Source organism: Paraburkholderia sp. NPDC080076, assembly GCF_050281145.1.
GTDB lineage: Bacteria > Pseudomonadota > Gammaproteobacteria > Burkholderiales > Burkholderiaceae > Paraburkholderia.
Window position 1 is genome coordinate 1 of sequence record NZ_JBNNWQ010000019.1, and the last position, 21,220, is coordinate 21,220.

The window sequence follows — 21,220 nt, forward strand, 5'->3', positions numbered from 1 at the left end:
GTCGCGGACTTTGCGGCGGGCGAACCGCGCAACTGCATCGCGGAGATCGCGGGCCCGGAACGCGTGCGGCTCGCCGGCATGGTGCAGCGTTTCCTTGTGGCAACGCACGATTCGCGCAAGGTCGTCGAAGACCCACAGGCCCGTTATTTCGGCGCAAGGTTGCAGGACGACACGCTCGTTCCGGGCGCCAATCCGCGTCTCGGTACGATGAGCTTCGAGGCGTGGTTCGCCCAGACGCAAGCCGCGAACTAAGCCACGAGACGACGAGGCGCGCCATGACCACGTTGCGTCCACCGCCGCTGACGCTGCTCGACAAGTATCACGGGCGCGACCTCCAAACGCTGTATTCGACCACCGTCACCGTAACAGGCGGGGACGCGGGGCACGGGCGCGCGTCGGGCATCGCCCGTTCTGACGACGGCAATCTCGTAGTCCATTTGCGATTGCCGAAGGCGCTGGGCGGGCCTGGTGGCGGCACCAATCCCGAGCAGCTGTTCGCGGCGGGTTACGCGGCCTGCTTTCATGGCGCGCTGAGTCTGCTTGCGGCACAGGCGAACATTCCGATTCCCGATGCCTCGGTGCAAGTCACCGTCGATTTTGGCCGTGACCCGATGGACGGTCTGTTCATCCTGAGCGCGCAGACCCGTGTTCGCTTGCCAGGTGTCGAGCGTGTTGTCGCCGAAGAACTGGTTCGCAACACCGAACGCTTTTGCCCTTACACCAAGATGGCGCGGCAGGGAATCGAGAATGTCGTCGCGCTGGTGCGGCAGGATGATGCCGGGGAATCGTGATGCCGGGAGCAGGTGCTCTCAGACGTTGTTAGAGCAAAAGAGGAGCTTTATCCGGCTCGTTAGATCGTTGTATTGCGAATGTTCTAGACGCACATCTAGATATAGATCAGATGTCGCCACGTCAAGGGTGCTTTGCCCGGTGACGTTCCAGCAGGAATAAATTCAGCGAACTAACAGCACGAAAGAGGGCGCTGCGGCGTCATTTTTTGTTTACTGCTCTTTAGTACCAGTCGGCGTGGCGGATTCGGCCAACTCACGCGCCCGGATGAGCGCTTTGCTGATGTCGGCCAATACTTTGTCACGGTCCGCGTCGTTCTGCTGCCGTAACGCGAACGACGGATGATAGGTGGCGATGCCCCAGCCGCCTTCCACTTTGAACGGCGCGTCAAGATGGTCTCTCAGGCTGACCTTGCCACGCAACAGGGCGGTGAGCGCCGTAGCGCCAAGCGCGACGATCACCGCCGGGCGCACCGTGCGCAACTCACGTTCGAGCCAGTAGGAACACGCTTCGATCTCACGCTGTCCCGGCGTTTTGTGCAACCTGCGTTTGCCGCGGGGTTCCCATTTGAAATGCTTCACCGCGTTGGTCAGATAAATCTGGTCGCGCGATAGCCCGGCGCGCGTGATCGCTATCGTCAGCAATTGCCCCGCCGGCCCGACGAACGGTTGACCACTCAGATCTTCCTGATCGCCGGGCTGCTCGCCGATCAGCATGATGCGCGCGCGGCTCGGCCCCGAACTGCCGACCGCTTGCGTTGCGTTACGCCACAGGTCGCAACGCCGGCATGCATCGAGTGACGAAGGTTGATCGCGGACAGGCTGCGCCATGTCCGCTTCGATCGGAATGGTTTTGCCGCTCAGTGCGCCGACGCCGCTCGCCTGCGCCACGCGGCGCGCGCCGCTTTTCGCTTCACTGATCATGGCGGGGATCAGATGGCCCTCCGGCAAGCCTTTCCAGAAGCGTACCGGCATGTGCTGCTCGAGCGCCGCTTCGTTCAGTCGCGCCGGATTGAACGTGCTGCGGTAATAGGCGAGCCACAACGCCTCGGCTTCGTCCGCGGTATCGCGACGATGGTCGCCGGGCAGGGCGCGGCGTTGCTCAAGATGCAGTTGCTGACCGTCCCAGAAGGCCGCGCCGCGCGGCGTCGTGATCATCCAGGTCGCGCGTCCCATGCGTTGCGCAAAATGTTCCGCGGCCCACGCGAGGACATCATGCTCGGGCTCGTACCAGGCGATGTATTCAGGTGTTTGCACCGCTGACGCAGACGCTGACGTCTGCTTGCGAAACCGCACGTACGCGATCATGTCGTGCTTGGCACGCCGCACGCTTTTCGCCATGCGATGGAGTTGTGCTCCATCCGCGTCTGCCGGCGAGGCGACCGAGCGGTCGCCGTGCTGCCAACGCCACAGCACCTTGTATAAAAACGCCCAGCGCTGTGATTCGCGATACAGCGCGGCGTCTTGCAATAGCGTTGCCAGTTCCTTTGAAACATGCATGGCAGAGGGTCGGGGCTCCGCTGCTTGGGATGTCGCGCCATAGTCGAACAGCGCCTGCTCTTGCGACGACTCAGGTTCCTGCTTGACGCGCCATTCGATCGTCTCCGGCGCGAGGCCTTCGCCCAAAGCGCCAAGCGACGCGGCGCGCCACGCGGCGAAATGATCTTCGATAACGATGGAACGCATCGCGACGCGTCACAACAACGCCAGTTGCACCGGCGGCGCCAACACCCGGCGCAATCGCGCCGACGACGCGTCATGCAGCGCCGCGCGATAGTCCTGCGTCACGACGAACGGCTTGATCTTCTCCAGCGGACAACGCAGCCGCACGAGGTCCTCGTAGCGCACACGGCGCGAACGCCGTAGCTCGACCAGGCGTTTCGCGTTGCGCATGCCGATGCCCGGCACACGCGCGATCATGCGCAGCGGCGCGCGGTTCAGGTCGACCGGAAACTGCTCGCGATGCGCCAACGCCCACGCGAGCTTTGGATCGATATCGAGCGAGAGGTTGCCGGGTTGTTCGAACAGCTCATCCGCACTGAAGCCGTAGCCGCGCATCAGGAAATCGGCCTGATACAGGCGATGTTCGCGTAACAACGGCGGCGCCTGAGCGGGCAATGCGGAAGGGCTATCGGGAATCGGGCTGAAGGCGGAGTAGTACACGCGCTTGAGCTTGTACGCTCCGTAGAGCGTCGCGGCGGTTTGCAAGATCGTGCTGTCGTTCGTCTGATCCGCGCCGACGATCATCTGCGTGCTTTGACCCGCTGGCGTGAACTTCGGCGCTCTGGCGTCGCTATGCGCCTCTTCCTGCGCAAGACGGATCGAACCCATGGCGAGCTTGATGGTGCGGACGTTCTTTTCCGGCGCGAGCCGCGCGAGGCTGCCGTCGGTGGGCAGTTCGATATTCACGCTCAAGCGGTCGGCATAGCGCCCGGCTTGCGCAATCAATTGCGGATCGGCGTCGGGAATCGTCTTCAGATGAAGATAGCCGCGAAACTGATGATCCTCGCGCAAAGACTGGGCGACGCGCACGAGCTGTTCCATCGTGTAGTTCGATGACCGAATGATTCCGGAACTCAGAAACAGTCCGTCGATGTAATTGCGCCGATAGAAATCCAGCGTCAGTTCGACGACCTCCTCGGGCGTGAAGCGTGCGCGCGGCACGTTGCTCGAGCGCCGGTTGACGCAGTACTGACAGTCGTACAAACAGAAATTGGTGAGCAGAATTTTCAGCAGCGAGACGCAGCGCCCGTCTGGCGTGAAACTGTGGCAAATGCCCGCGCCGGTGCTGGCGCCCAGACCGGCAATGCCGCGAGAGCCGCGCTTGGGTGCGCCGCTGCTTGCGCATGACGCGTCGTACTTCGCCGCGTCGGCCAATACTTCCAGCTTTTTGAGCAGTTCCACGTTGCCGCCGATACTGTATGGATGTACAGTATTGTACGTGGGCAGGTCGTGACTGCAAGCGGTTTTTAATGAAAAGCGGGCGTTGATCCACGGGGGCGCGCCCGGTGAACAAACGGGGCGAGCAGAAGCAATACAACGGGAATCGAGCGTATGCCGAATGGCGTTGCGTTTGCTTGCAGCAAACCATATCTCCAGCGGCGCGATGGGATTAATAACAAGACGATCGCGGAAGCTCGCACCGGCGAGCGGTCTGAATAGATCAAGTACGCGGGTGAGCCCGCACAATGAACGGAGATTCATCTACATGCCGGCTTTATCCGGTCAGGAACGCCATGCCTGAACAACTCTGGCTGCCTGGGCTCGAGGCGCCGCCAACGCCCACAGACGGTCTGTTCTTCGCCGTGTTTCCCGATGCCACGACAGCGGCCAGCATCGCGAAGCTCGCGCAACAGCTTTGCGGGGAGACGCGCGCGCGGAGTAAGCCGCTTGCGGCGGGCCGTCTGCATGTCACCTTGCATCATCTGGGAAATTTCGCGGGCGGTTTGCCGCAGGAGCGAGTCGACGCGGCGATGCAGGCGGCCGCCTCGATCAAAATGGAGCCGTTCAGCGTCGAATTCGACACGGCGGTCAGCTTTGCGTCGAAGCCGCGACCGGGACCGCTGGTGCTGGGCGGAGGCGAGGGCGTCGCTGGCCTGCACATGCTGCACGGCGCTTTGGGCCATGCATTGCAGGACGCTGGTTTGGGGGACCACGCCGTCTCATCGGCGGCGCGCTACATACCGCATGTCACACTGGCGTACGGCATGCCATGGGCCGCGGCGCGTCCCGTTGACCCGATATGCTGGAACGTGCGTGAGTTTGCGTTGATGCACAGTTTGCTCGGGCGTACGCGGCATGTCGCGTTGGCTCGATGGACTTTGGCGGGCGCCGAGTCATAGCGCGCGTCGCCCAAGGTGACGGCGGCGTGTCGAACGCGCCGGGCTAGAACCGCATGCCCGTCGCGCAACCGCCGGCGAAGCCGCCACCGCTGCCGCCCGCGCCGCCGCAGAACACGCCACAACCGGATAGCGCGAGCGACATGGCCACGGCGGCCAGCGTTGCGCGCAATCTCGGTTTGAGAATGCGTTCGCCGAGGTGTGTGAGATCGGGAGCGGCATGCGGGCTGATGCCGGCGTCGAAACCGATGGTGGCGCAGGTAAGGCTTGAGTTGGTCATTCGGGATTTCATAACGTCAATGGCTTAGGGGAGCGGAGAGCAAAGGCGCGAACGGCGTCGTTCGTCGCAAGTCTTCTGTCAGGTTTGTGCGGAGAAAAAGGGGCGGCATGCGGCACAGCCGCGAATCGCTGAGGCTAGCGCACGACCCTATGTCCCTCAAATACGCGGAATCTGAAAACGTAGGAGGTTTCGTCGGTTCGAGAAGCGGAACGATCGTGCGCTCCCTGATAGAATGCTTGGGCCGCAACGTAGTGGATTGCAGATGAAATTGCTTGATGCGTTAGTCGAACAGCGTATTGCCGCCGCCGCCGCGCGAGGCGAGTTCGACGAGTTACCTGGCGCGGGCGCGCCGCTGTCGCTGGACGACGATGCTCTGGTCCCTGAAGAAGTGCGCGTCGCCAACCGGATTTTGAAGAATGCGGGTTTCGTGCCGCCCGCTGTCGAGCAGTTGCGCGCGTTGCGCGACCTGCAAGCGGAGTTGAATGCCGTGAGCGACCAGGCTACCCGTTGCCGTCTCCAGGCGCGCATGCTGGCGCTGGATATGGCACTTGAATCATTGCGTGGCGGGCCACTGGTTCTGCCGCGCGAGTACTGCCGGCGCATTGCCGAGCGGCTGTCTGAGCGCGCCGGCAACCTCAATACGGCAGACGCGGGTTCGCAGTGAGCGAGCCGCTTGCCCACGCCGCCTTGCCGGATTCGGATTCTGTCGAGTCTCGCGATGTGCTGAATGTGCAGGGTTCTCAGGCCTCGATCAGCGGTGTCGCTGAGTTGACTGCGGCCGATGCGAGCGCTGCCGGTGCCTTCGCGAGTTCAGATCCCACGCTTGGCGAGCCGTCCATATTTCCCGCTGTTCCCGAAGTCCCGGAGCGCGATCGCCGCTTCATGGCGCTGGCGCAAGCCGCCGCCGAAGAGGCGCGCGCTGCCGGCGAAGTGCCCGTCGGCGCAGTCCTCGTGCGCGGCGACGAAGTCATCGCCACGGGTTTCAATCACCCGATCGGCGGGCACGACCCGTCGGCACATGCGGAAATGGCCGCGTTGCGCGCCGCGGCGCAGGCCGTCGAGAACTACCGTCTGCCGGGCTGCGAACTCTACGTGACCCTGGAGCCGTGCCTGATGTGCGCGGGCGCGATCATGCACGCGCGCATCGCCCGTGTCGTGTTCGGGGCGCGCGATCCGAAAACCGGCGCGTGCGGCAGTGTCGTCGATGCCTTCGCGAATCCGCAGTTGAATCATCACACCACGGTGATCGGCGGCGTGCTCGAAAATGAATGTGGCGCCGCGCTCAAGTCGTTTTTTGCCGAGCGGCGGCGCGCGAGCCGCGCAGCACGCGCGGCGGCACGCGCCGACGCAGGCAGCGAACCGGACAACGAACCGGGTCCGGCTGAGTCGCTCTAAAACAACAACGTCCAACAAGGTCTCGCCAATGGCCGTCCATCGCACCATCGAACTGATCGCGCCGTCCGGGTATCCGCATGATCCCGAGGTGCTGCATCGCGCGTTGCAGCGCTTCCATACGCAAGGGCATCACGTCGAGGGCGTGGAGGCGGCGCGGCGTCGCTATCAGCGCTTTGCCGGCACCGATGGCGAGCGCGCGGCCGATCTGAACCGGCTCGCCGACCCGTCGCGCAAGTTGCCGGACATCGTGCTGGCCGTGCGCGGCGGCTACGGCGCGGTGCGCATCCTGCACGGGCTCGACTACGACGGGCTGCAGCGGCGGCTGACCGATCAGCCGATCGCGCTGGTGGGACACAGCGATTTCACCGCGATCCAGCTTGCGCTGCTGGCGCGTGCCGGCGTGAAGACCTTCGGCGGCCCGATGGTGATGAGCGACTTCGGCGCGGAGGAACTGAGCGAATTCACCATGCAGCACTTCTGGTCGGCGTTGACGAAGCCGACCATGACGGTCTCGAGCAACACGCCGCAAGCGCAGCCGGTCGACGTCTCGGGCATGTTGTGGGGCGGCAATCTGGCGGTGCTCGCATCGCTGATCGGCACGCCGTATATGCCGCCGGTGCAGGGAGGCATCCTGTTTGTCGAGGACGTCAACGAACAACCGTTCCGGGTCGAGCGGATGATCTATCAGTTGCACCTGGCCGGCATCCTCGCGCAGCAACAGGCGCTCGTGCTGGGCGATTTCTCCGGCGCCAAACCCTACGACTACGACAATGGTTACGACCTGCACGCCATGATCGAGCAGGTGAGGTCGGTGATCGGTATTCCGGTCGTCACCGGCCTTCAATTCGGGCATGTCCGCAACATGCTGACGCTGCCGGTGGGCGCGGACGCGCATCTCGTCGCCGACGCTCACGGGTTCAAACTGAGTTTGTCGGGCTATCCGTACCTGGCCTGAACCGGCGCAGGAGGGAAGCGGGCGGCTGCCCGCTTTCTTTTTAAGATCATTAACGCAACTAACGGTCAGTTCCTATTGGCCACCGCAGACAGAACGACTCGTGAAGGTCCTTCGATTTTGTTGACAAAATCCGCCACCAATAGACGACCCCAGTCTCACCTAATTAAACTCGTACTGAGGCGGCACTAGGCACTCAAGCCGAGCCGGCAGCCCGCCAGCTCGCCCTCAGCGCGAAGATTGTCGAAATTCGAAGCAAAAATTGTTGACAATCTTTATGTCCATCCTATGATGACCTACATACCGAGACGAACATCATGTCCGACACAGAGTCCGCAGCCGCCAATAGTTCGAAACCCGAAGTGATTGCCGAGCGCATCCGCGCCGCGATCCTCGAGCATCGGCTCGCGCCGGGCTCAAAGTTGACAGAAGCGCAGTTGTGCGAAGTATTCGGCGTGAAGCGCGGCCCGATCCGGCAGGCGCTGGCGCAGTTGGCGACTGATCACCTCGTCGACCTCGAACCGAATCGCGGAGCGTTCGTAGCAAGCCCGTCGCTGCAGGAAGTGCACGAAGTGTTCGAGATGCGTCGCATCATCGAGTTGGCGGTGGTCGAAAAGATTTGCACTGGTCACGGCATGCGGCGTTTGAAGAGCATCGGCAGCATGATCGGCCGGGAACGCAAAGCGTTCGAGACACGTGATTTTCCGGCGTGGATTCGCCTGTCGGGCGAGTTTCACACCGAGCTGGCGGGACTCACCGGCAACGCGGTGTTGTGCGACTGCCTGAACGGTCTGGTGGCGCGCTCCACGCTGATTTCCGCGCTGTACGAGTCGCTCGGACGCAGCCCATGCTCGTTCGAGGACCACGAAGCCATTCTCGCCGCGCTCGACGCCGGCGATGCAAAAGAGGCGGCGGCCTTGATGTCGCGCCATCTGCAAAGCGTCGAGTTGAAGATGCTGGACCGCCCCGCACGTGGCGCGGCCGATCTGCACGAAGTGTTCGGCGCACTCAACGGTGCAGCCAGAGATTCATCGAAGACAAAGTCCGCGCAAGGCTGAGGCCAGCGGCCGGCGTGCGCCCGTTACCGGTGCGCGCCGCACTGAATTGAACTGAACGAATCAAGCGTTGCAAGGCGGCTCGGCGTGAGCGCTGCCGGCTTGTGCACGCGTGTCCGCCGCCGGGCGACGGGCTTCGAGTAGTAACGCATCGCCGGGAAGTCGCGGCTGCTGGCGGTGCGATAAACACAGTACTTCAGGTACGGAGACATCCGCGGCACGGCCGGACAGACGCGCCAAGACCCTTCGTTTCACACGGACGAGGCGGGCGCGACTGGCATGGCCGATGCAACGTCCTTCGATTCGCTATCGACGGTCCCTATTCCAAGGAGGAATCATGGCTCAGTTCAGTGCAGCGCCCGGCAATCCCGCAATTCCCACTTATGCAGACGACGGCGCGCCCAGCGAACCGGCGATGCCCGCAGGCTACAGCGACCGACTCTACAACGAAGATCTCGCGCCGTTGCGGCATCAAACCTGGGGCGCTTACAACATCTTTGCGTTCTGGATGTCGGACGTGCACAGCGTCGGCGGCTATGTGTTCGCGGGCAGTCTGTTCGCGCTCGGCCTGACGAGCTGGCAAGTGCTGATCGCGCTGCTGGTCGGCATCACCATCGTCAACCTGTTGTGCAACCTGATCGCCAAGCCGAGCCAGGCGAACGGCGTGCCGTATCCGGTGGCGTGCCGCGCGACCTTCGGCGTGCTCGGCGCGAATATTCCCGCGGTGATTCGCGGCCTGATCGCGGTCGCGTGGTACGGCATTCAGACCTATCTGGCCTCGAGCGCGCTGGTGATCGTCGTGTTGAAGTTCGTTCCGCAGTTGCTGCCTTACGCCGATGTTCATCATCATGGCTTCATGGGACTCTCGACGCTCGGCTGGACCGGTTTCATGCTGCTGTGGGTGTTGCAGGCACTGGTGTTCTGGCACGGCATGGAGACCATCAAGAAGTTCATCGACTTCGCCGGTCCCGCCGTCTACGTGGTGATGTTCATTCTCGCGGGCTACATGGTGTATCGCGCGGGATGGCGCAACATCGGCATCAACCTGGGTGGCGTCAAATATCACGGCATGCAGGTCGTTCCGGTGATGATCACGGCGATCTCGCTGGTGGTGTCGTATTTCTCCGGACCGATGCTGAATTTTGGTGACTTTTCACGCTACGGCAAGAGCTTTCGCAGCGTGCAGCGCGGCAACTTCTGGGGGCTGCCGGTCAACTTCCTGGCCTTCTCGCTGGTGACGGTGATCACGACCGCGGCCACGCTGCCGGTGTTCGGCGAACTGATCACGGACCCGGTCGAAACAGTGGGCCGTATCGACTATCCGACTGCGGTGATTCTCGGCGCGCTGACCTTCACGATCGCGACTATCGGCATCAACATCGTCGCCAACTTCGTCTCGCCGGCTTTCGACTTTTCCAACGTGGCGCCGCGCCTGATTAGCTGGCGCATGGGCGGTATGCTCGCAGCGGTCGCGTCGATCTTCATCACGCCGTGGAATCTGTTCAACAACCCGGCCGTGATCCACTACACGCTCGACGTCCTCGGCAGTTTCATCGGACCTTTGTATGGCGTACTGATCGTTGACTACTATCTGGTGAAGCGTCAGAAGATCGTCCTCGACGATCTGTACACGGTCGCGCCCACCGGTTCGTACTGGTATCGCAACGGCGTCAACTACCGGGCTGTCGCCGCGCTGCTGCCGGCTGCCGTGATCGCGGTAATCTGCGTGATGGTGCCCGCGCTCGACGGCATGGCGAATTTCTCGTGGTTCATTGGCGCAGGCCTCGCCGCGGTGTTCTATCGCGTTCTCGCACGTTGAAGCTTGCAGACGCAACAGGAGTCGATATGCGCATCAAACTGATCAACCCGAATACGACCCAACGCATGACGGAAGCGATGGGCCGCTGCGCGCGCGAAGTCGCCGCGCCGGGCACTGAAATCATCGCGGTGAATCCGACTATGGGGCCGCCGTCGATTGAAGGCTATTACGACGAAGCGCTTGCGACGCCGGGCCTGCTCGCCGAAGTCGCCGCCGGCGAGCGCGAAGGTTGCGACGGCTACGTGATCGCCTGCTTCGGCGATCCCGGTCTGTACGCCGCGCGTGAGCTGGCGCGCGGCCCGGTGATCGGCATCGCCGAAGCAGCGATGCACGCGGCCAGCGTGCTGGCGCCGGGCTTCTCGGTGGTGACCACGCTGGCGCGCGCGTGCGGCATGGCGTGGCACCTCGCCGAGCGCTACGGCATGAAACGGTTTTGCCGCAACGTGCGCGCCACCGACGTCGCCGTGCTCGATCTCGACAAGCCTGGCTCGGCGGCGCGTCGCATTATCCTCGACGAATGCCGGCGCGCGCTCGCGGAAGACGGTTCGGACGCGATCGTGCTCGGCTGCGCGGGCATGGCCGAGTTGTGCGCGGAGATCGAAGACGCGCTCGGCGCGCCGGTGATCGAGGGCGTGACGGCGGCTGTCAAGTGGACCGAGGCGCTGGTCGCGCTGCGTCTTTCGACGGCCAAACGCGGCGATTACGCCCGGCCGCTGGCCAAGCGCTACGACGGCGCGCTGGCATCTTTCAGCCCGACCGACACCGATCCGAATCCGCTCACGCCGCGAAGTTCTGCTGTCATTTCCGCCGCAAATGCGCCGCAAACCGCAGGAACGGCCGATTTATTGCGGGTAAACACTACAGAATCGGGGCCGCACATACATTCAGTCTGACACGCACTATCTGCCCGGGTGTATGGGCGCACCCGGGTGTTTTCGCTACACTGGTCCAACTCGGCGCGGGCTGCCTGAAAGGCTTTTTTCTGCTGCTTTCGGTACGGCTTCTGGTGTTTTTCCACCCACGCCCGCGTGAGCCATTTGCACTCAGCACGCAAGCTCACGCCAACCTCACGTGCATGCCACGTGAGTTCCACGCGAATTTTACGTACCGTCACCACGCATTCGTCAAACCATGCCACTCGACCCGAACTACCCACGCGATCTGATCGGCTACGGCCGCCACCCGGTGCAGGCAAACTGGCCGGGTCGAGCGCGTGTCGCAGTGCAATTCGTCCTGAACTACGAAGAGGGCGGTGAAAACTGCGTGTTGCACGGCGATCCCGGCTCGGAGCAGTTTCTGTCGGAAATCGTCGGCGCCGCGTCTTTTCCGGCGCGCCACATGAGCATGGAGTCGATTTACGAGTACGGCTCGCGCGCGGGCGTCTGGCGTATCCTGCGCGAATTCGAAAAGCGCAAGCTGCCGCTCACGGTGTTCGGCGTCGGCATGGCGGTCGAACGGCATCCGGAACTGGCGCGTGCCTTCGTCGAACTCGGTCATGAGATTGCGTGCCACGGCTATCGCTGGATTCACTATCAGGACATGGCGCCGGAGAAAGAAGCGGAACACATGCGCCTCGGCATGGAAGCGATCGAGCGCGTGACGGGCGAGCGTCCGCTCGGCTGGTACACCGGCCGCGACAGTCCCAACACGCGGCGCCTCGTCGCTGAATACGGCGGTTTTCTGTACGACTCGGATTACTACGGCGACGATCTGCCGTTCTGGATGGACGTCGACGTCACCGGCGGCGCGAAAGTGCCGCAACTGATCGTGCCGTACACGCTCGACACCAACGACATGCGCTTTGCGAGCCCGCAAGGCTTCAACACGGCGGACCACTTCTTCACGTACCTGCGCGACGCATTCGACGTGCTCTACGAAGAAGGCGACGAAGCGCCGAAGATGCTGTCCATCGGCATGCACTGCCGCCTGCTCGGGCGCCCTGGGCGCTTCCGCGCGCTGCAACGTTTTCTCGACCATATCGAACAGCACGATCGCGTGTGGGTGACGCGACGCGTCGATATTGCGCGCCACTGGCGCGAACATCATCCTTACCAACAAAACAACCGCGGGGCTGCGGCATGAAGGCGATGCAATACACTCTGGACCAACTCAACAGAACCTCGACCGACGCGTTCGTGGCAGCGCTGTCGGGCATTTTCGAGCACTCGCCGTGGGTCGCGGAAATTGCCGCGCAGCAACGGCCTTTCGCCAGCATCGACGAGTTGCATCGCAAGATGTCGAACATCGTCGAAACGGCCGGTGAAGAGAAGCAACTGGCGTTGATCAATGCCCACCCGGAACTCGCCGGCAAGGCTGCCGTGCGCGGCGAACTGACGGTCGAATCCACGCGCGAGCAGAGCGGCGCCGGCCTCGCACAGTGTACCCAGGAAGAATTCGACAAGCTGCTCGCGCTGAACGCCGCGTATCGCGAGAAGTTCGGCTTTCCGTTCATTCTGGCCGTGCGCGGGTATGACCGTCACGGCATCATCGCGAACTTCGAGGCGCGCGTGAACAATAGCCGCGCCGACGAATTGCGCGCGAGCCTCGATCAGATCTACCGCATCGCACGTTTCCGGCTCGACGACCTGATCGACGCGTAAGGTCTTATCACGCGTCGCTGGACTCGAACCGAAACGTTTTTTTCAGCACTGACAAACACTAAGGAAGACAAAGATGGCACTCCCGATTCTCGACCCCAACGCACCGGAATTCACGCGCCGCTATGTGAATCTGGCGGACCCGCGCCTGGGCGCGCAGGCGCTCGAGGCCAGCGACGATTTCTTCGCACCGAAGGAACGCATGCTGAATCCGGAGCCGGCCGTCTTCATTCCAGGCAAGTACGACGACAACGGCAAGTGGATGGACGGCTGGGAAACGCGCCGCAAGCGCGCCAACGGCTATGACTGGTGCGTCGTGAAGCTGGCGCGTCCGGGCGTGATCAAGGGCCTCGATCTCGACACCAGCCACTTCACGGGCAACTTCCCGCCGGCGGCGTCGGTGGAAGCCGCGCGCGTGGTGGACGGCGCGCCGACCCAGTCGACGCAATGGACCGAAATCGTGCCGTCGACCACGTTGCAAGGCAATAGCCACCACTATCACGAAGTCAGCGACGCGAATGCGTACACGCACCTGCGCGTGAACATCTATCCGGACGGCGGTATCGCGCGTCTGCGTGTATATGGTCAACCGCAAGTCGACTGGGCCGGCGCGAGCCGCACCGAGCAGTTCGATCTCGCCGCGATGGAAAACGGCGCGTATCTGGTCGCGGCGAACAACCAGCACTTCGGCGCTGCGTCGACGATCCTGATGCCGGGCCGCGGCGTGAACATGGGCGACGGCTGGGAAACACGCCGCCGTCGCGAGCCGGGCAACGACTGGGCGATCGTCGCGCTGGCGCAACCGGGCGTGATCAGGAAGATCGAAGTCGATACCGCGCATTTCAAGGGCAACTATCCGGACCGCTGCTCGATTCAGGCCGCGTACGTGACGGGCGGCACGGACAGTTCGCTGATCACGCAAGCCATGTTCTGGCCGGTGCTGCTCGGCGAACAGAAGCTGAAGATGGACAACCAGCACTATTTCGAAAGCGAAATCGCGGCGCTGGGTCCGGTGACGCACGTGCGCTTTAACATCATTCCGGACGGCGGCGTGTCGCGTCTGCGTCTGTGGGGTACGCTCGCATCATGAAAACGCTCGCGATCGAACCGTTGACGAAGGAAGCGTTCGCCGCATTCGGCGACGTGATCGAACTCGAAGGCGCGAAGCAGATTCCGATCAATCTCGGCACGACGATCCGCTATCACGATCTCGCGAAAGTGGATGTCGACGACGAGAACGGCCGCACGCTCGTGAACCTGTTTCGCGGGCAGCCGCGCACGCTGCCGTTCGAACTGAAGATGCTCGAACGTCATCCGCTCGGCAGCCAGGCGTTCGTGCCACTGAACGACAAGCCGTATCTGGTGGTCGTGGCGCCGGCGGGCGAGCTGGATGCGTCGAAGATTCGCGCGTTCGTGACGAGCGGCTGGCAGGGCGTGAACTATGCGAAGGGCGTATGGCATCATCCGCTGATCGCGTTGGGCGACGTGAGCGACTTTATCGTCGTCGATCGTGGCGGAGATGGCCTCAACCTCAATGAGCAGGATCTCGCGGAGTCGTTGTGGCTCACGGAAGATGCGTTGAGCGCGGTGGCTGTTTGAGTTTTATCGCTTTGACGTAGCGAGCCGGTTGACTTAAAAAGAACCCACAGCATCAGTGCTGTGGGTTTTTTTTGTTTTGGCGGCGAACCGCGAAGTTAGCGCGACGCCGTCGTTCCGCGTTTAGCTGCGTTTAGCTGCGTTTGGCAAGAAGCGGTGAATGCCCGATCACCTCGCGCGCGCGTTCCGCTGGTTCAGGCGCGGAAAAACCCGCGGCTTCGATAGCCGGTTTGAGCCCTTTGAATTGCAGGCTCTTCTTCGGCGAACGCAAGGACGCCATGCCGTCGTCCCACGCGTGAAGCATGTGCTTTGCGACGGTGTGCCATTGCGTCTCGTTGCGTGCCGCTTCGATCAACTCATGGCCGACGGCGACGGCCGAATCGCACAGCGCCTCGACCATCTGCGCGTATTGTCGTGGCGCGATGCCCATGCGCGTGTTAAAAAAACGCTCCATCGTTTTACCGGCCGCCCAGGTTTTGCGGCCGTCGATCGGCAAGCCCGGCGGATTGGCCGCGTAGCGTGGGTATGCCTGCGTCGTGACGATGTCGTAGACGGGCGTGAACGCGACATCGTCGACCGACGTATAGAACAACGCCACATTCTTCGTATGGCAGTCCGCGTTGCGTACGACGTAGTTCGTCAGCAAATGCCAGCCGAGATATTCCAGTTGCTGCCGCATGGTGTTGCGATCGAGCAGATACGCTCGCGCGGCATTGAGCATTTTCTCGCTGGTCGAGTTGTATTTTTCATGTGGCGGCAAACCTAATAGGCCGCACATGTCTTCGATGCCGTAGGCCGGCAGTCCTTGTGCGTCGACGTCGAAGCGTTCGACGATCAGCGCCCGGCCATCGTCCGACATCTGCGTGCGCGCGACCGGCGCGACGCCGAGCCGTTCCAGCACGCGCATGGAATAGAACTCGTTGAAGCCGAGAAACGGCGTGTTGTCGTCCGAGCCTTTAACGATGTGGCGGCTCGTCCGGATGGTCGGTTTGCCGAGCGGCATCGGCGTAGACGTGCTGGACGTCGCGTCTTGAGGCGCGATGAACTTCGGCACGGCGCCCGAGATGGCCGCGCGCGCATATTCGCGCACGAGTTGCGCGAAATGTTCAGCCGTGTTGTCGCCGTGCAGAATGTCCTGCACGTCGAGCGCTTGCAGTTCCGTGCCCGGCGCGACGCCTTCTGGTGTCACGGTGACGCGGCCGATCCCCATGGCGCCGACCACGGCGAGCAGCGACAGGTCGGTGCCGTCGAGCAACGGCCCGAATTGCTCGCGGATCAGATTCAGCAGATAACCCTCCGGCAGGTTTTGCCGGAAAAACGGATGCAGGTCGCGCGGCCAGCGCCAGGCCTCTTCACGCACCGGCATGGCCAGACTGACGAAGTCCGCCGCGCTCGCGTCGCGGTTGTATTTGAGGACGTAGTCGTCGCGCTCGCGAAATAGCGTGGCGACGTTCTTGCCCAGTACCTGAACGTCGAGCCTCATGAGTTCGCGTCCGGATTGCGTTGTTCAGCGAGGATGTCTTCGAGCGTGCGCCCGTGTCCATGCGCGACGAACTTGAGGTCGTAGCCTGCCGCTTCGAGCAGGCGCACGAGCACGGACACGCTCATGTCGTTTTTGGCGAGCGTTTCCATACGCGCGACGGTGGTGCGCGCGACGCCCGCCCGGTGCGCCAGTTCCTCTTGCGACAGTTTGCTTTCGCGGCGCACGGCCTTCAGCATGTCCGATACATCGGCGAGATTGGTCATTTGTAGCCCCACGGCACCAATTTTGACGAATTCGTTTGTTATTGTAGCCCATGAGGCACAAAACAGCTGATGAGATTTGTGCCTCATGGGCTACATTTTGAACGAATTTTGGTATTTTGTAGCCCGCAGGCTACAAAATACCAAAAGCGCACCTTTGAGGAGCCGACACCGACGCGCCCAAAGAAAAGCGGGCTTCCCGCTCGCGCGAAAGGCCCGCCGTTTGTTGCTTCATCCATCGCCACGCCGGGCAACGCGCCCGGCCCGGTCATTACTTCACCGCTCCACCTTCGAACCACGCGGCGATCTTCATCCGCTCCTCGTCGGTCATGTGCGTCACGTTGCCGAGCGGCATAGCCTTCAGCGTCACCGCTTGCTGATAGATCCGCTGCGCGTTCTGCGAGATTTCATCCGGCGTATCCAGCAGCACGCCGGCCGGGGCGCTGCCCATCATCGTCGGATGCGCGGAGTGGCAAGCCACGCAGCGCTGCTGCAGCACCGGTGCGATATCGGCCACCTTGACGGTCGGCGCGTTCGCCGCTTGCGCTTGCGGCACGATCGGCTTCGGCATGGTCCAGAAGAGGGCGACGAACATCAGCGCGATGCCAACCAGCGGCAGATACCACAGCACCTGGCCACGGTGACGCATCACGAAGAACTGACGGATCAGCGCGCCGGCCAGCATGATGACCAGCAGCACGGCCCAGTTGTACGGATGCGTGTAGGTCATCGCGTAGTGGTTCGACAGCATCGCGAACACCACCGGCAGCGTGAAATACGTGTTGTGCACCGAGCGTTGCTTGCCGCGCTTGCCGTAGATCGGGTTCGGCGTTTCACCCTTGAGCATCGCGTCGACCATCTTGCGCTGGCCCGGAATGATCACGAAGAACACGTTGGCCGACATGATCGTCGCCAGCATCGCGCCCATGATCAGGTAAGCCGCGCGGCCCGCGAAGATATGGCACGCGAGCCACGCCGCGATCAGCACGTACACGCCGACACAGATACCGAGCACCTTGTCCTTGTTGCCGAGAATGCGGCACAGCGAGTCGTACACGATCCAGCCGGCGGCGAGGAAGCCGAGCGCCGATGCGACCGCAACCACCGGGCCCATATCCAGCACGTTCTTGTCGATCAGGTAAGTGCTCGGCGAGAACAGATACAGCACGGTGAAGAGACCGAAGCCCGACAGCCACGTGGTGTACGACGGCCACTTCGACCAGTGCAGATCGTCCGGCATTTCCGGCGGCGCGACGGTGTACTTCTGCATGTTGTAGAAGCCGCCGCCGTGCACGTGCCACAGTTCGCCGAATACGCCGCGCTTGCGCTGGTTCGGGTCGATCGGCGGTTTCAGGCTGTTGTCGAGCGCGACGAAATAAAACGATTCGCCGATCCATGCAATCGCGGCGATGACGTGGAACCAGCGAATCGCCAGATTCAACCAGTCTGTGATAAAGCCTTCCATGAAACTCCTCCACTTCTGATTCGTTGTACACGCAATGACGCTGTGTGCCTTCTAAAAGCCGGCTGACGGGTCATTGGCAGGGCAGCACGAGCAGCACGTCACTGCGCAGACTGCGGGGTGAAGACGCGATGCGCTCAGTTCGCACAGCGCCGTTTTTTTATTGGCTCGTCGGTTGGGTCGCGTATGGGGCGAAGCGGGTCGAGCCGCATGCGTTCGATTGCGTTTCGCGGGTGCTCGCATGTGTCTCCATGAGCATCTGCGCAATGCAATCGAGCGCGACCGGTATGCTGCGCGAACTCGACCTCGCTTTGTCCAACACCTTTCCCGCGCCTCGTGGCAGATGTCTCCTAGCTGCCGCGATACGTGCTGTACGACCACGGCGACACCAGTAGCGGCACGTGATAGTGCGCACTGGCATCGGCCACGCCGAAGCGCAACACGACGCGATCGACGAAGCGCGGCTCCGGCACCTTCGTGCCGATCGACGCGAAGTAGTCGCCGGCGCCGAACACGAGTTCGTATTCGCCCGCGACTAGCGCCTCGCCTTCGAGCAGCGGCTGGTCGCAACGACCGTCGTCATTGGTGGTTGTGGTTTTGAGCGCGCGGCGCGTATCGCCTGAGAGCGCGAAGAGTTCGACCTTGATGCCCGCGCCGGGACGGCCGTTCGCGGTGTCGAGCACATGGGTAGTGAGCTTTCCCATTCGCAATTTTCCTTATGTGAATGCGAGGTTTCGGCGGCAGCCCGATCCAGACACGTTTGCGGCGGATCGAGGCTCCACGTCAGTGGCTACATACCCGTCGGCGAATTGAAGCGAGCGCCGTGACAGCCATTGTAAAAAGGTTGTTCCGTCCAGCGCGCGCGAGATAGGAAAGATAATAGCTGGCGCATGACGGACAGCCTGCTGAAAGCCGCAACGACTCGATTCCTTCGACTATTACAGCGCATTTGCCTTACCGGCGGATCGTACCGGCGCCAAAAAAAGGCCCACTATATCGACGGCGTGAAGTTGGGTATCGCATTGGCGTGAGTTGTCAGCATTATTTTGGCCGTCGAAGGTTACGTCTGTGCGTTGCAGCAAACGCGAATCGACGACGATTCAGCCGCGACGCACCCCGAAGACGGCGGAAACACGCTGGGTAACCGGGCCAACGGCGTTCGACGGGACGCGGCGGCACGGTGGCGTGCCGCCACATCGCGTTCGAACGGCTTTGCACGGAAGCAATGAAGCGGAGAAACGAATGACGATGGAACGAGCGGCTAATCAAACGAATAAGCCCAAAAAAACGATGCTGGTGAAGCACGCGGACGTGCTGGTTACGATGGACGGCGCCCGGCGCGAACTGCGCGACGGCGGCCTGTATATCGAGGACAACCGCATCGTCGCGGCCGGACTGACCGCGGAACTGCCGCAAACCGCCGACGAAGTGCTGGACATGCGTGGACATCTGGTGATTCCGGGTCTCGTGAACACGCACCACCACATGTATCAGAGCCTGACGCGCGCGATCCCCGCCGCGCAGAACGCCGAATTGTTCGGCTGGCTGACCAACCTCTACAAGGTGTGGGCGAACCTCACACCGGAGATGATCGAAGTCTCGACGCTGACGGCAATGGCCGAACTGTTGCTGTCCGGTTGCACGACTTCGAGCGATCACTTGTACATCTATCCGAACGGCAGCCGGCTCGACGACAGCATTGCGGCGGCGCGCCGGATCGGCATGCGTTTTCACGCGGCGCGCGGCAGTATGAGCGTGGGGCAGAAAGACGGCGGCCTGCCGCCGGATTCGGTGGTCGAACGTGAAGCGGACATTCTGAAGGACACGCAGCGCCTGATCGAGACATACCACGACGAAGGCCGTTACGCGATGCTGCGCGTGGTGGTCGCGCCATGCTCGCCGTTCTCGGTGAGCCGCGATCTGATGCGTGAATCGGCGGTGATGGCGCGGCGGTACGGCGTGTCGATGCATACGCACCTGGCGGAGAACGTCAACGACATCGCGTATAGCCGGGAGAAGTTCGGCATGACGCCGGCGGAGTATGCGGAAGACCTCGGCTGGGTCGGTCATGACGTGTGGCATGCGCACTGTGTGCAACTCGACGACGCGGGCATCGAGCTGTTCGCGCGCACCGGCACCGGTGTTGCGCATTGTCCGTGTTCGAACATGCGGCTTGCGTCGGGCATCGCGCCGGTTAAGCGCATGCGTCTGGCGGGCGTGCCGGTGGGTTTGGGCGTCGACGGATCGGCGTCGAACGACGGCGCGCAGATGATCGCCGAAGTGCGTCAGGCGTTGCTGTTGCAGCGAGTCGGCTTCGGGCCGGATGCGATGACCGCGCGCGAGGCATTGGAAATCGCGACGCTCGGTGGCGCGAAAGTGCTCAATCGCGACGACATCGGCGCATTGGCACCCGGCATGGCGGCGGATTTCGTGTCGTTCGATTTGCGTCAGCCGCTCTTCGCGGGCGCGTTGCATGACCCGGTCGCGGCGCTCGTGTTCTGCGCGCCGTCACAAGTGAGCCACAGCGTGATCGGCGGCAAGGTGGTCGTGAAGGACGGGCAGTTGACGACGCTGGAACTCGGACCGGTGATCGAGCAGCACAACCGGTTGGCGAAGACGCTTTACGAAGCGGCGGCGTAACGGGGAGGGTGAGGTTATCGGCGACGAGACACGTAACCGCCGATAACCCACAAACGCAAAGACTTAAGGCTTGTCGATCAACGTCTTGGTCGCTTCGGCAACCAGGCTGCGCAACCAGCGCACTTCATCGGAGTAATGCACGCGCTCGTGCCACAACTGGTAGTACTGCATCGGCGGGAAATCGAGCGGTGCGGGCACGACCGTGAGCGGCAGGAACTTGGCGTAGTAATCGGCAAAGAGACGCGTCGTCGTGAAGATCAGATCGGACTTGATCAGCACGTACGGCGCCAGATTGAAGTACGGCAAGGTCACGACCACATGACGCTTTAAGCGCTCGCGCGCGAGGTGCACGTCGATCGCGCCGCGCTGGCCCACCGAATAAGGAGTAGGCGCGAGATGCGGCGCATTCAGGTACTGGTCGAGCGTGAGGCCGCCGCGTTTGGCGAACGGATGCGTGTTGCTCATCAGGCAGACGATCTGATCGACGAACAGGTTCGACAGGTGCAACTGCTCCGGCGGCTCCGGCCAGTTGCCGACCACGATGTCGAGCTTGCCGTCCTCGAGCGCGAGTTCGTAGTCGAAGGCCGGTCCCAGCGAGTGAAACTCGAGCGTCGCGTTCGGCGCGGCCTGGCGAAAGCGTTCGACCACCGTCGGCACGAACAGCACATTCAGATAGTCCGGGCAGCCGATCCGGTAGCAACGAATGGACGTGGCCGGATCGAAGTTGTGCTGCTGAAACTTGATGCGTTCGATCTCGCGCAGCGCGTTCTGCACCGGTTCGAGCAGGCGCAGGCCGTATTCCGTCGGCACCATGCCGGATTTGCCGCGCACCAGCAGCGGGTCGCCGGTGATGTCGCGCAAACGGCGCAGCGCCGCGCTGATGGCGGGTTGCGATTGATTCAGTTTGACGGCCGCGCGCGTGACGCTGCGTTCCATCAAGAGGGTGTGCAAGACGCGTAATAGATACGTATCGATCGCCTCGCGTTGCTGACTCATGACTTCTCCGAAATATATGTGCTGGCTGATCGAACGGGCGTGGGGGTATATGACTTTT

The 21,220-nt window shown here is 62.5% G+C and carries 21 protein-coding genes and 1 pseudogene; 14 read left to right on the forward strand and 8 right to left on the reverse strand.

Annotation, left to right across the window (positions count from 1 at the left end):
* A pseudogene (locus tag ACQKRQ_RS40590) lies at positions 1-252 on the forward strand (NmrA family transcriptional regulator); the annotation flags it as partial.
* Positions 253-275: 23 nt separating this feature from the next.
* Positions 276-791 (forward strand): Ohr family peroxiredoxin, encoded by a 516-nt coding sequence (locus tag ACQKRQ_RS40595; RefSeq protein ID WP_427483377.1) that lies wholly within the window; start codon positions 276-278, stop codon positions 789-791.
* 210 nt (positions 792-1,001) lie between these two features.
* Here ACQKRQ_RS40595 and ACQKRQ_RS40600 read toward each other — a convergent pair whose 3' ends face one another.
* Positions 1,002-2,474 carry a UdgX family uracil-DNA binding protein gene (locus tag ACQKRQ_RS40600; protein ID WP_427483379.1) on the reverse strand — a complete coding sequence of 491 codons (1,473 nt, stop codon included), beginning with the start codon at positions 2,472-2,474 and terminating at the stop codon, positions 1,002-1,004.
* A gap of 9 nt (positions 2,475-2,483) precedes the next feature.
* Positions 2,484-3,692: a putative DNA modification/repair radical SAM protein gene (locus ACQKRQ_RS40605; protein ID WP_408176122.1), complete on the reverse strand. Its 1,209-nt coding sequence runs from the start codon at positions 3,690-3,692 to the stop codon at positions 2,484-2,486.
* 332 nt (positions 3,693-4,024) lie between these two features.
* Here ACQKRQ_RS40605 and ACQKRQ_RS40610 point away from each other — a divergent pair, with 332 nt between their 5' ends.
* The gene (locus ACQKRQ_RS40610; protein WP_427483380.1) at positions 4,025-4,630 is read left to right on the forward strand and encodes a 2'-5' RNA ligase family protein; all 606 of its coding nucleotides are present in this window, start codon (positions 4,025-4,027) and stop codon (positions 4,628-4,630) included.
* A 43-nt stretch (positions 4,631-4,673) separates the two neighbouring features.
* Here ACQKRQ_RS40610 and ACQKRQ_RS40615 read toward each other — a convergent pair whose 3' ends face one another.
* A complete protein-coding gene (locus tag ACQKRQ_RS40615; RefSeq protein WP_132374167.1) occupies positions 4,674-4,907 on the reverse strand; it encodes a hypothetical protein in 234 nt (77 codons plus the stop codon).
* Positions 4,908-5,169: 262 nt separating this feature from the next.
* Between ACQKRQ_RS40615 and ACQKRQ_RS40620 the strand changes: the two genes are divergently transcribed.
* From ACQKRQ_RS40620 to ACQKRQ_RS40665, 10 genes are all read left to right on the forward strand, one after another.
* Positions 5,170-5,571 (forward strand): DnaJ family domain-containing protein, encoded by a 402-nt coding sequence (locus ACQKRQ_RS40620; RefSeq protein ID WP_132374168.1) that lies wholly within the window; start codon positions 5,170-5,172, stop codon positions 5,569-5,571.
* Positions 5,572-5,744: 173 nt separating this feature from the next.
* Positions 5,745-6,302: a tRNA adenosine(34) deaminase TadA gene (tadA, locus tag ACQKRQ_RS40625; protein WP_408311647.1), complete on the forward strand. Its 558-nt coding sequence runs from the start codon at positions 5,745-5,747 to the stop codon at positions 6,300-6,302.
* Between the two features lie 28 nt (positions 6,303-6,330).
* A complete protein-coding gene (gene ldcA, locus ACQKRQ_RS40630) occupies positions 6,331-7,257 on the forward strand; it encodes a muramoyltetrapeptide carboxypeptidase (protein ID WP_427483383.1) in 927 nt (308 codons plus the stop codon).
* 314 nt (positions 7,258-7,571) lie between these two features.
* Positions 7,572-8,312, forward strand: coding sequence for a GntR family transcriptional regulator (locus ACQKRQ_RS40635; protein ID WP_132374170.1), 741 nt, complete (start codon positions 7,572-7,574; stop codon positions 8,310-8,312).
* A gap of 334 nt (positions 8,313-8,646) precedes the next feature.
* Positions 8,647-10,128 carry an NCS1 family nucleobase:cation symporter-1 gene (locus ACQKRQ_RS40640; protein WP_427483385.1) on the forward strand — a complete coding sequence of 494 codons (1,482 nt, stop codon included), beginning with the start codon at positions 8,647-8,649 and terminating at the stop codon, positions 10,126-10,128.
* A 26-nt stretch (positions 10,129-10,154) separates the two neighbouring features.
* A complete protein-coding gene (locus ACQKRQ_RS40645; protein ID WP_427483386.1) occupies positions 10,155-11,021 on the forward strand; it encodes an aspartate/glutamate racemase family protein in 867 nt (288 codons plus the stop codon).
* 238 nt (positions 11,022-11,259) lie between these two features.
* On the forward strand, positions 11,260-12,210 hold the full coding sequence (gene puuE / locus ACQKRQ_RS40650; protein WP_012433325.1) for an allantoinase PuuE: 951 nt from the start codon (positions 11,260-11,262) through the stop codon (positions 12,208-12,210).
* Positions 12,207-12,728, forward strand: coding sequence for a 2-oxo-4-hydroxy-4-carboxy-5-ureidoimidazoline decarboxylase (gene uraD, locus ACQKRQ_RS40655; RefSeq protein WP_427483388.1), 522 nt, complete (start codon positions 12,207-12,209; stop codon positions 12,726-12,728). Before puuE ends, uraD begins: the two co-directional genes overlap by 4 nt.
* Before the next feature lie 73 nt (positions 12,729-12,801).
* The gene (gene alc / locus ACQKRQ_RS40660) at positions 12,802-13,815 is read left to right on the forward strand and encodes an allantoicase (RefSeq protein WP_408176131.1); all 1,014 of its coding nucleotides are present in this window, start codon (positions 12,802-12,804) and stop codon (positions 13,813-13,815) included.
* Positions 13,812-14,324 (forward strand): ureidoglycolate lyase, encoded by a 513-nt coding sequence (locus tag ACQKRQ_RS40665; protein WP_408176132.1) that lies wholly within the window; start codon positions 13,812-13,814, stop codon positions 14,322-14,324. Before alc ends, ACQKRQ_RS40665 begins: the two co-directional genes overlap by 4 nt.
* A gap of 130 nt (positions 14,325-14,454) precedes the next feature.
* Here ACQKRQ_RS40665 and ACQKRQ_RS40670 read toward each other — a convergent pair whose 3' ends face one another.
* The 4 genes from ACQKRQ_RS40670 to uraH form a co-directional block, all read right to left on the reverse strand.
* A complete protein-coding gene (locus ACQKRQ_RS40670) occupies positions 14,455-15,804 on the reverse strand; it encodes a type II toxin-antitoxin system HipA family toxin (RefSeq protein WP_132374177.1) in 1,350 nt (449 codons plus the stop codon).
* On the reverse strand, positions 15,801-16,067 hold the full coding sequence (locus ACQKRQ_RS40675) for a helix-turn-helix domain-containing protein (RefSeq protein WP_427483391.1): 267 nt from the start codon (positions 16,065-16,067) through the stop codon (positions 15,801-15,803). The genes ACQKRQ_RS40670 and ACQKRQ_RS40675 overlap by 4 nt, the downstream gene beginning before the upstream one ends.
* Positions 16,068-16,335: 268 nt before the next feature.
* On the reverse strand, positions 16,336-17,529 hold the full coding sequence (locus ACQKRQ_RS40680; RefSeq protein ID WP_408176135.1) for a urate hydroxylase PuuD: 1,194 nt from the start codon (positions 17,527-17,529) through the stop codon (positions 16,336-16,338).
* A 347-nt stretch (positions 17,530-17,876) separates the two neighbouring features.
* Entirely contained in the window at positions 17,877-18,230 is a 354-nt protein-coding gene (gene uraH, locus ACQKRQ_RS40685) for a hydroxyisourate hydrolase (RefSeq protein ID WP_132374179.1), read from the reverse strand.
* Positions 18,231-18,768: 538 nt separating this feature from the next.
* Here uraH and ACQKRQ_RS40690 point away from each other — a divergent pair.
* Entirely contained in the window at positions 18,769-20,166 is a 1,398-nt protein-coding gene (locus tag ACQKRQ_RS40690; protein ID WP_427483394.1) for an 8-oxoguanine deaminase, read from the forward strand.
* Between the two features lie 63 nt (positions 20,167-20,229).
* On the opposite strand, the gene ACQKRQ_RS40695 is transcribed toward ACQKRQ_RS40690, so the two are convergent.
* Positions 20,230-21,162, reverse strand: coding sequence for a LysR substrate-binding domain-containing protein (locus ACQKRQ_RS40695; protein WP_074764203.1), 933 nt, complete (start codon positions 21,160-21,162; stop codon positions 20,230-20,232).
* Between the last annotated feature and the right edge of the window lie 58 nt (positions 21,163-21,220).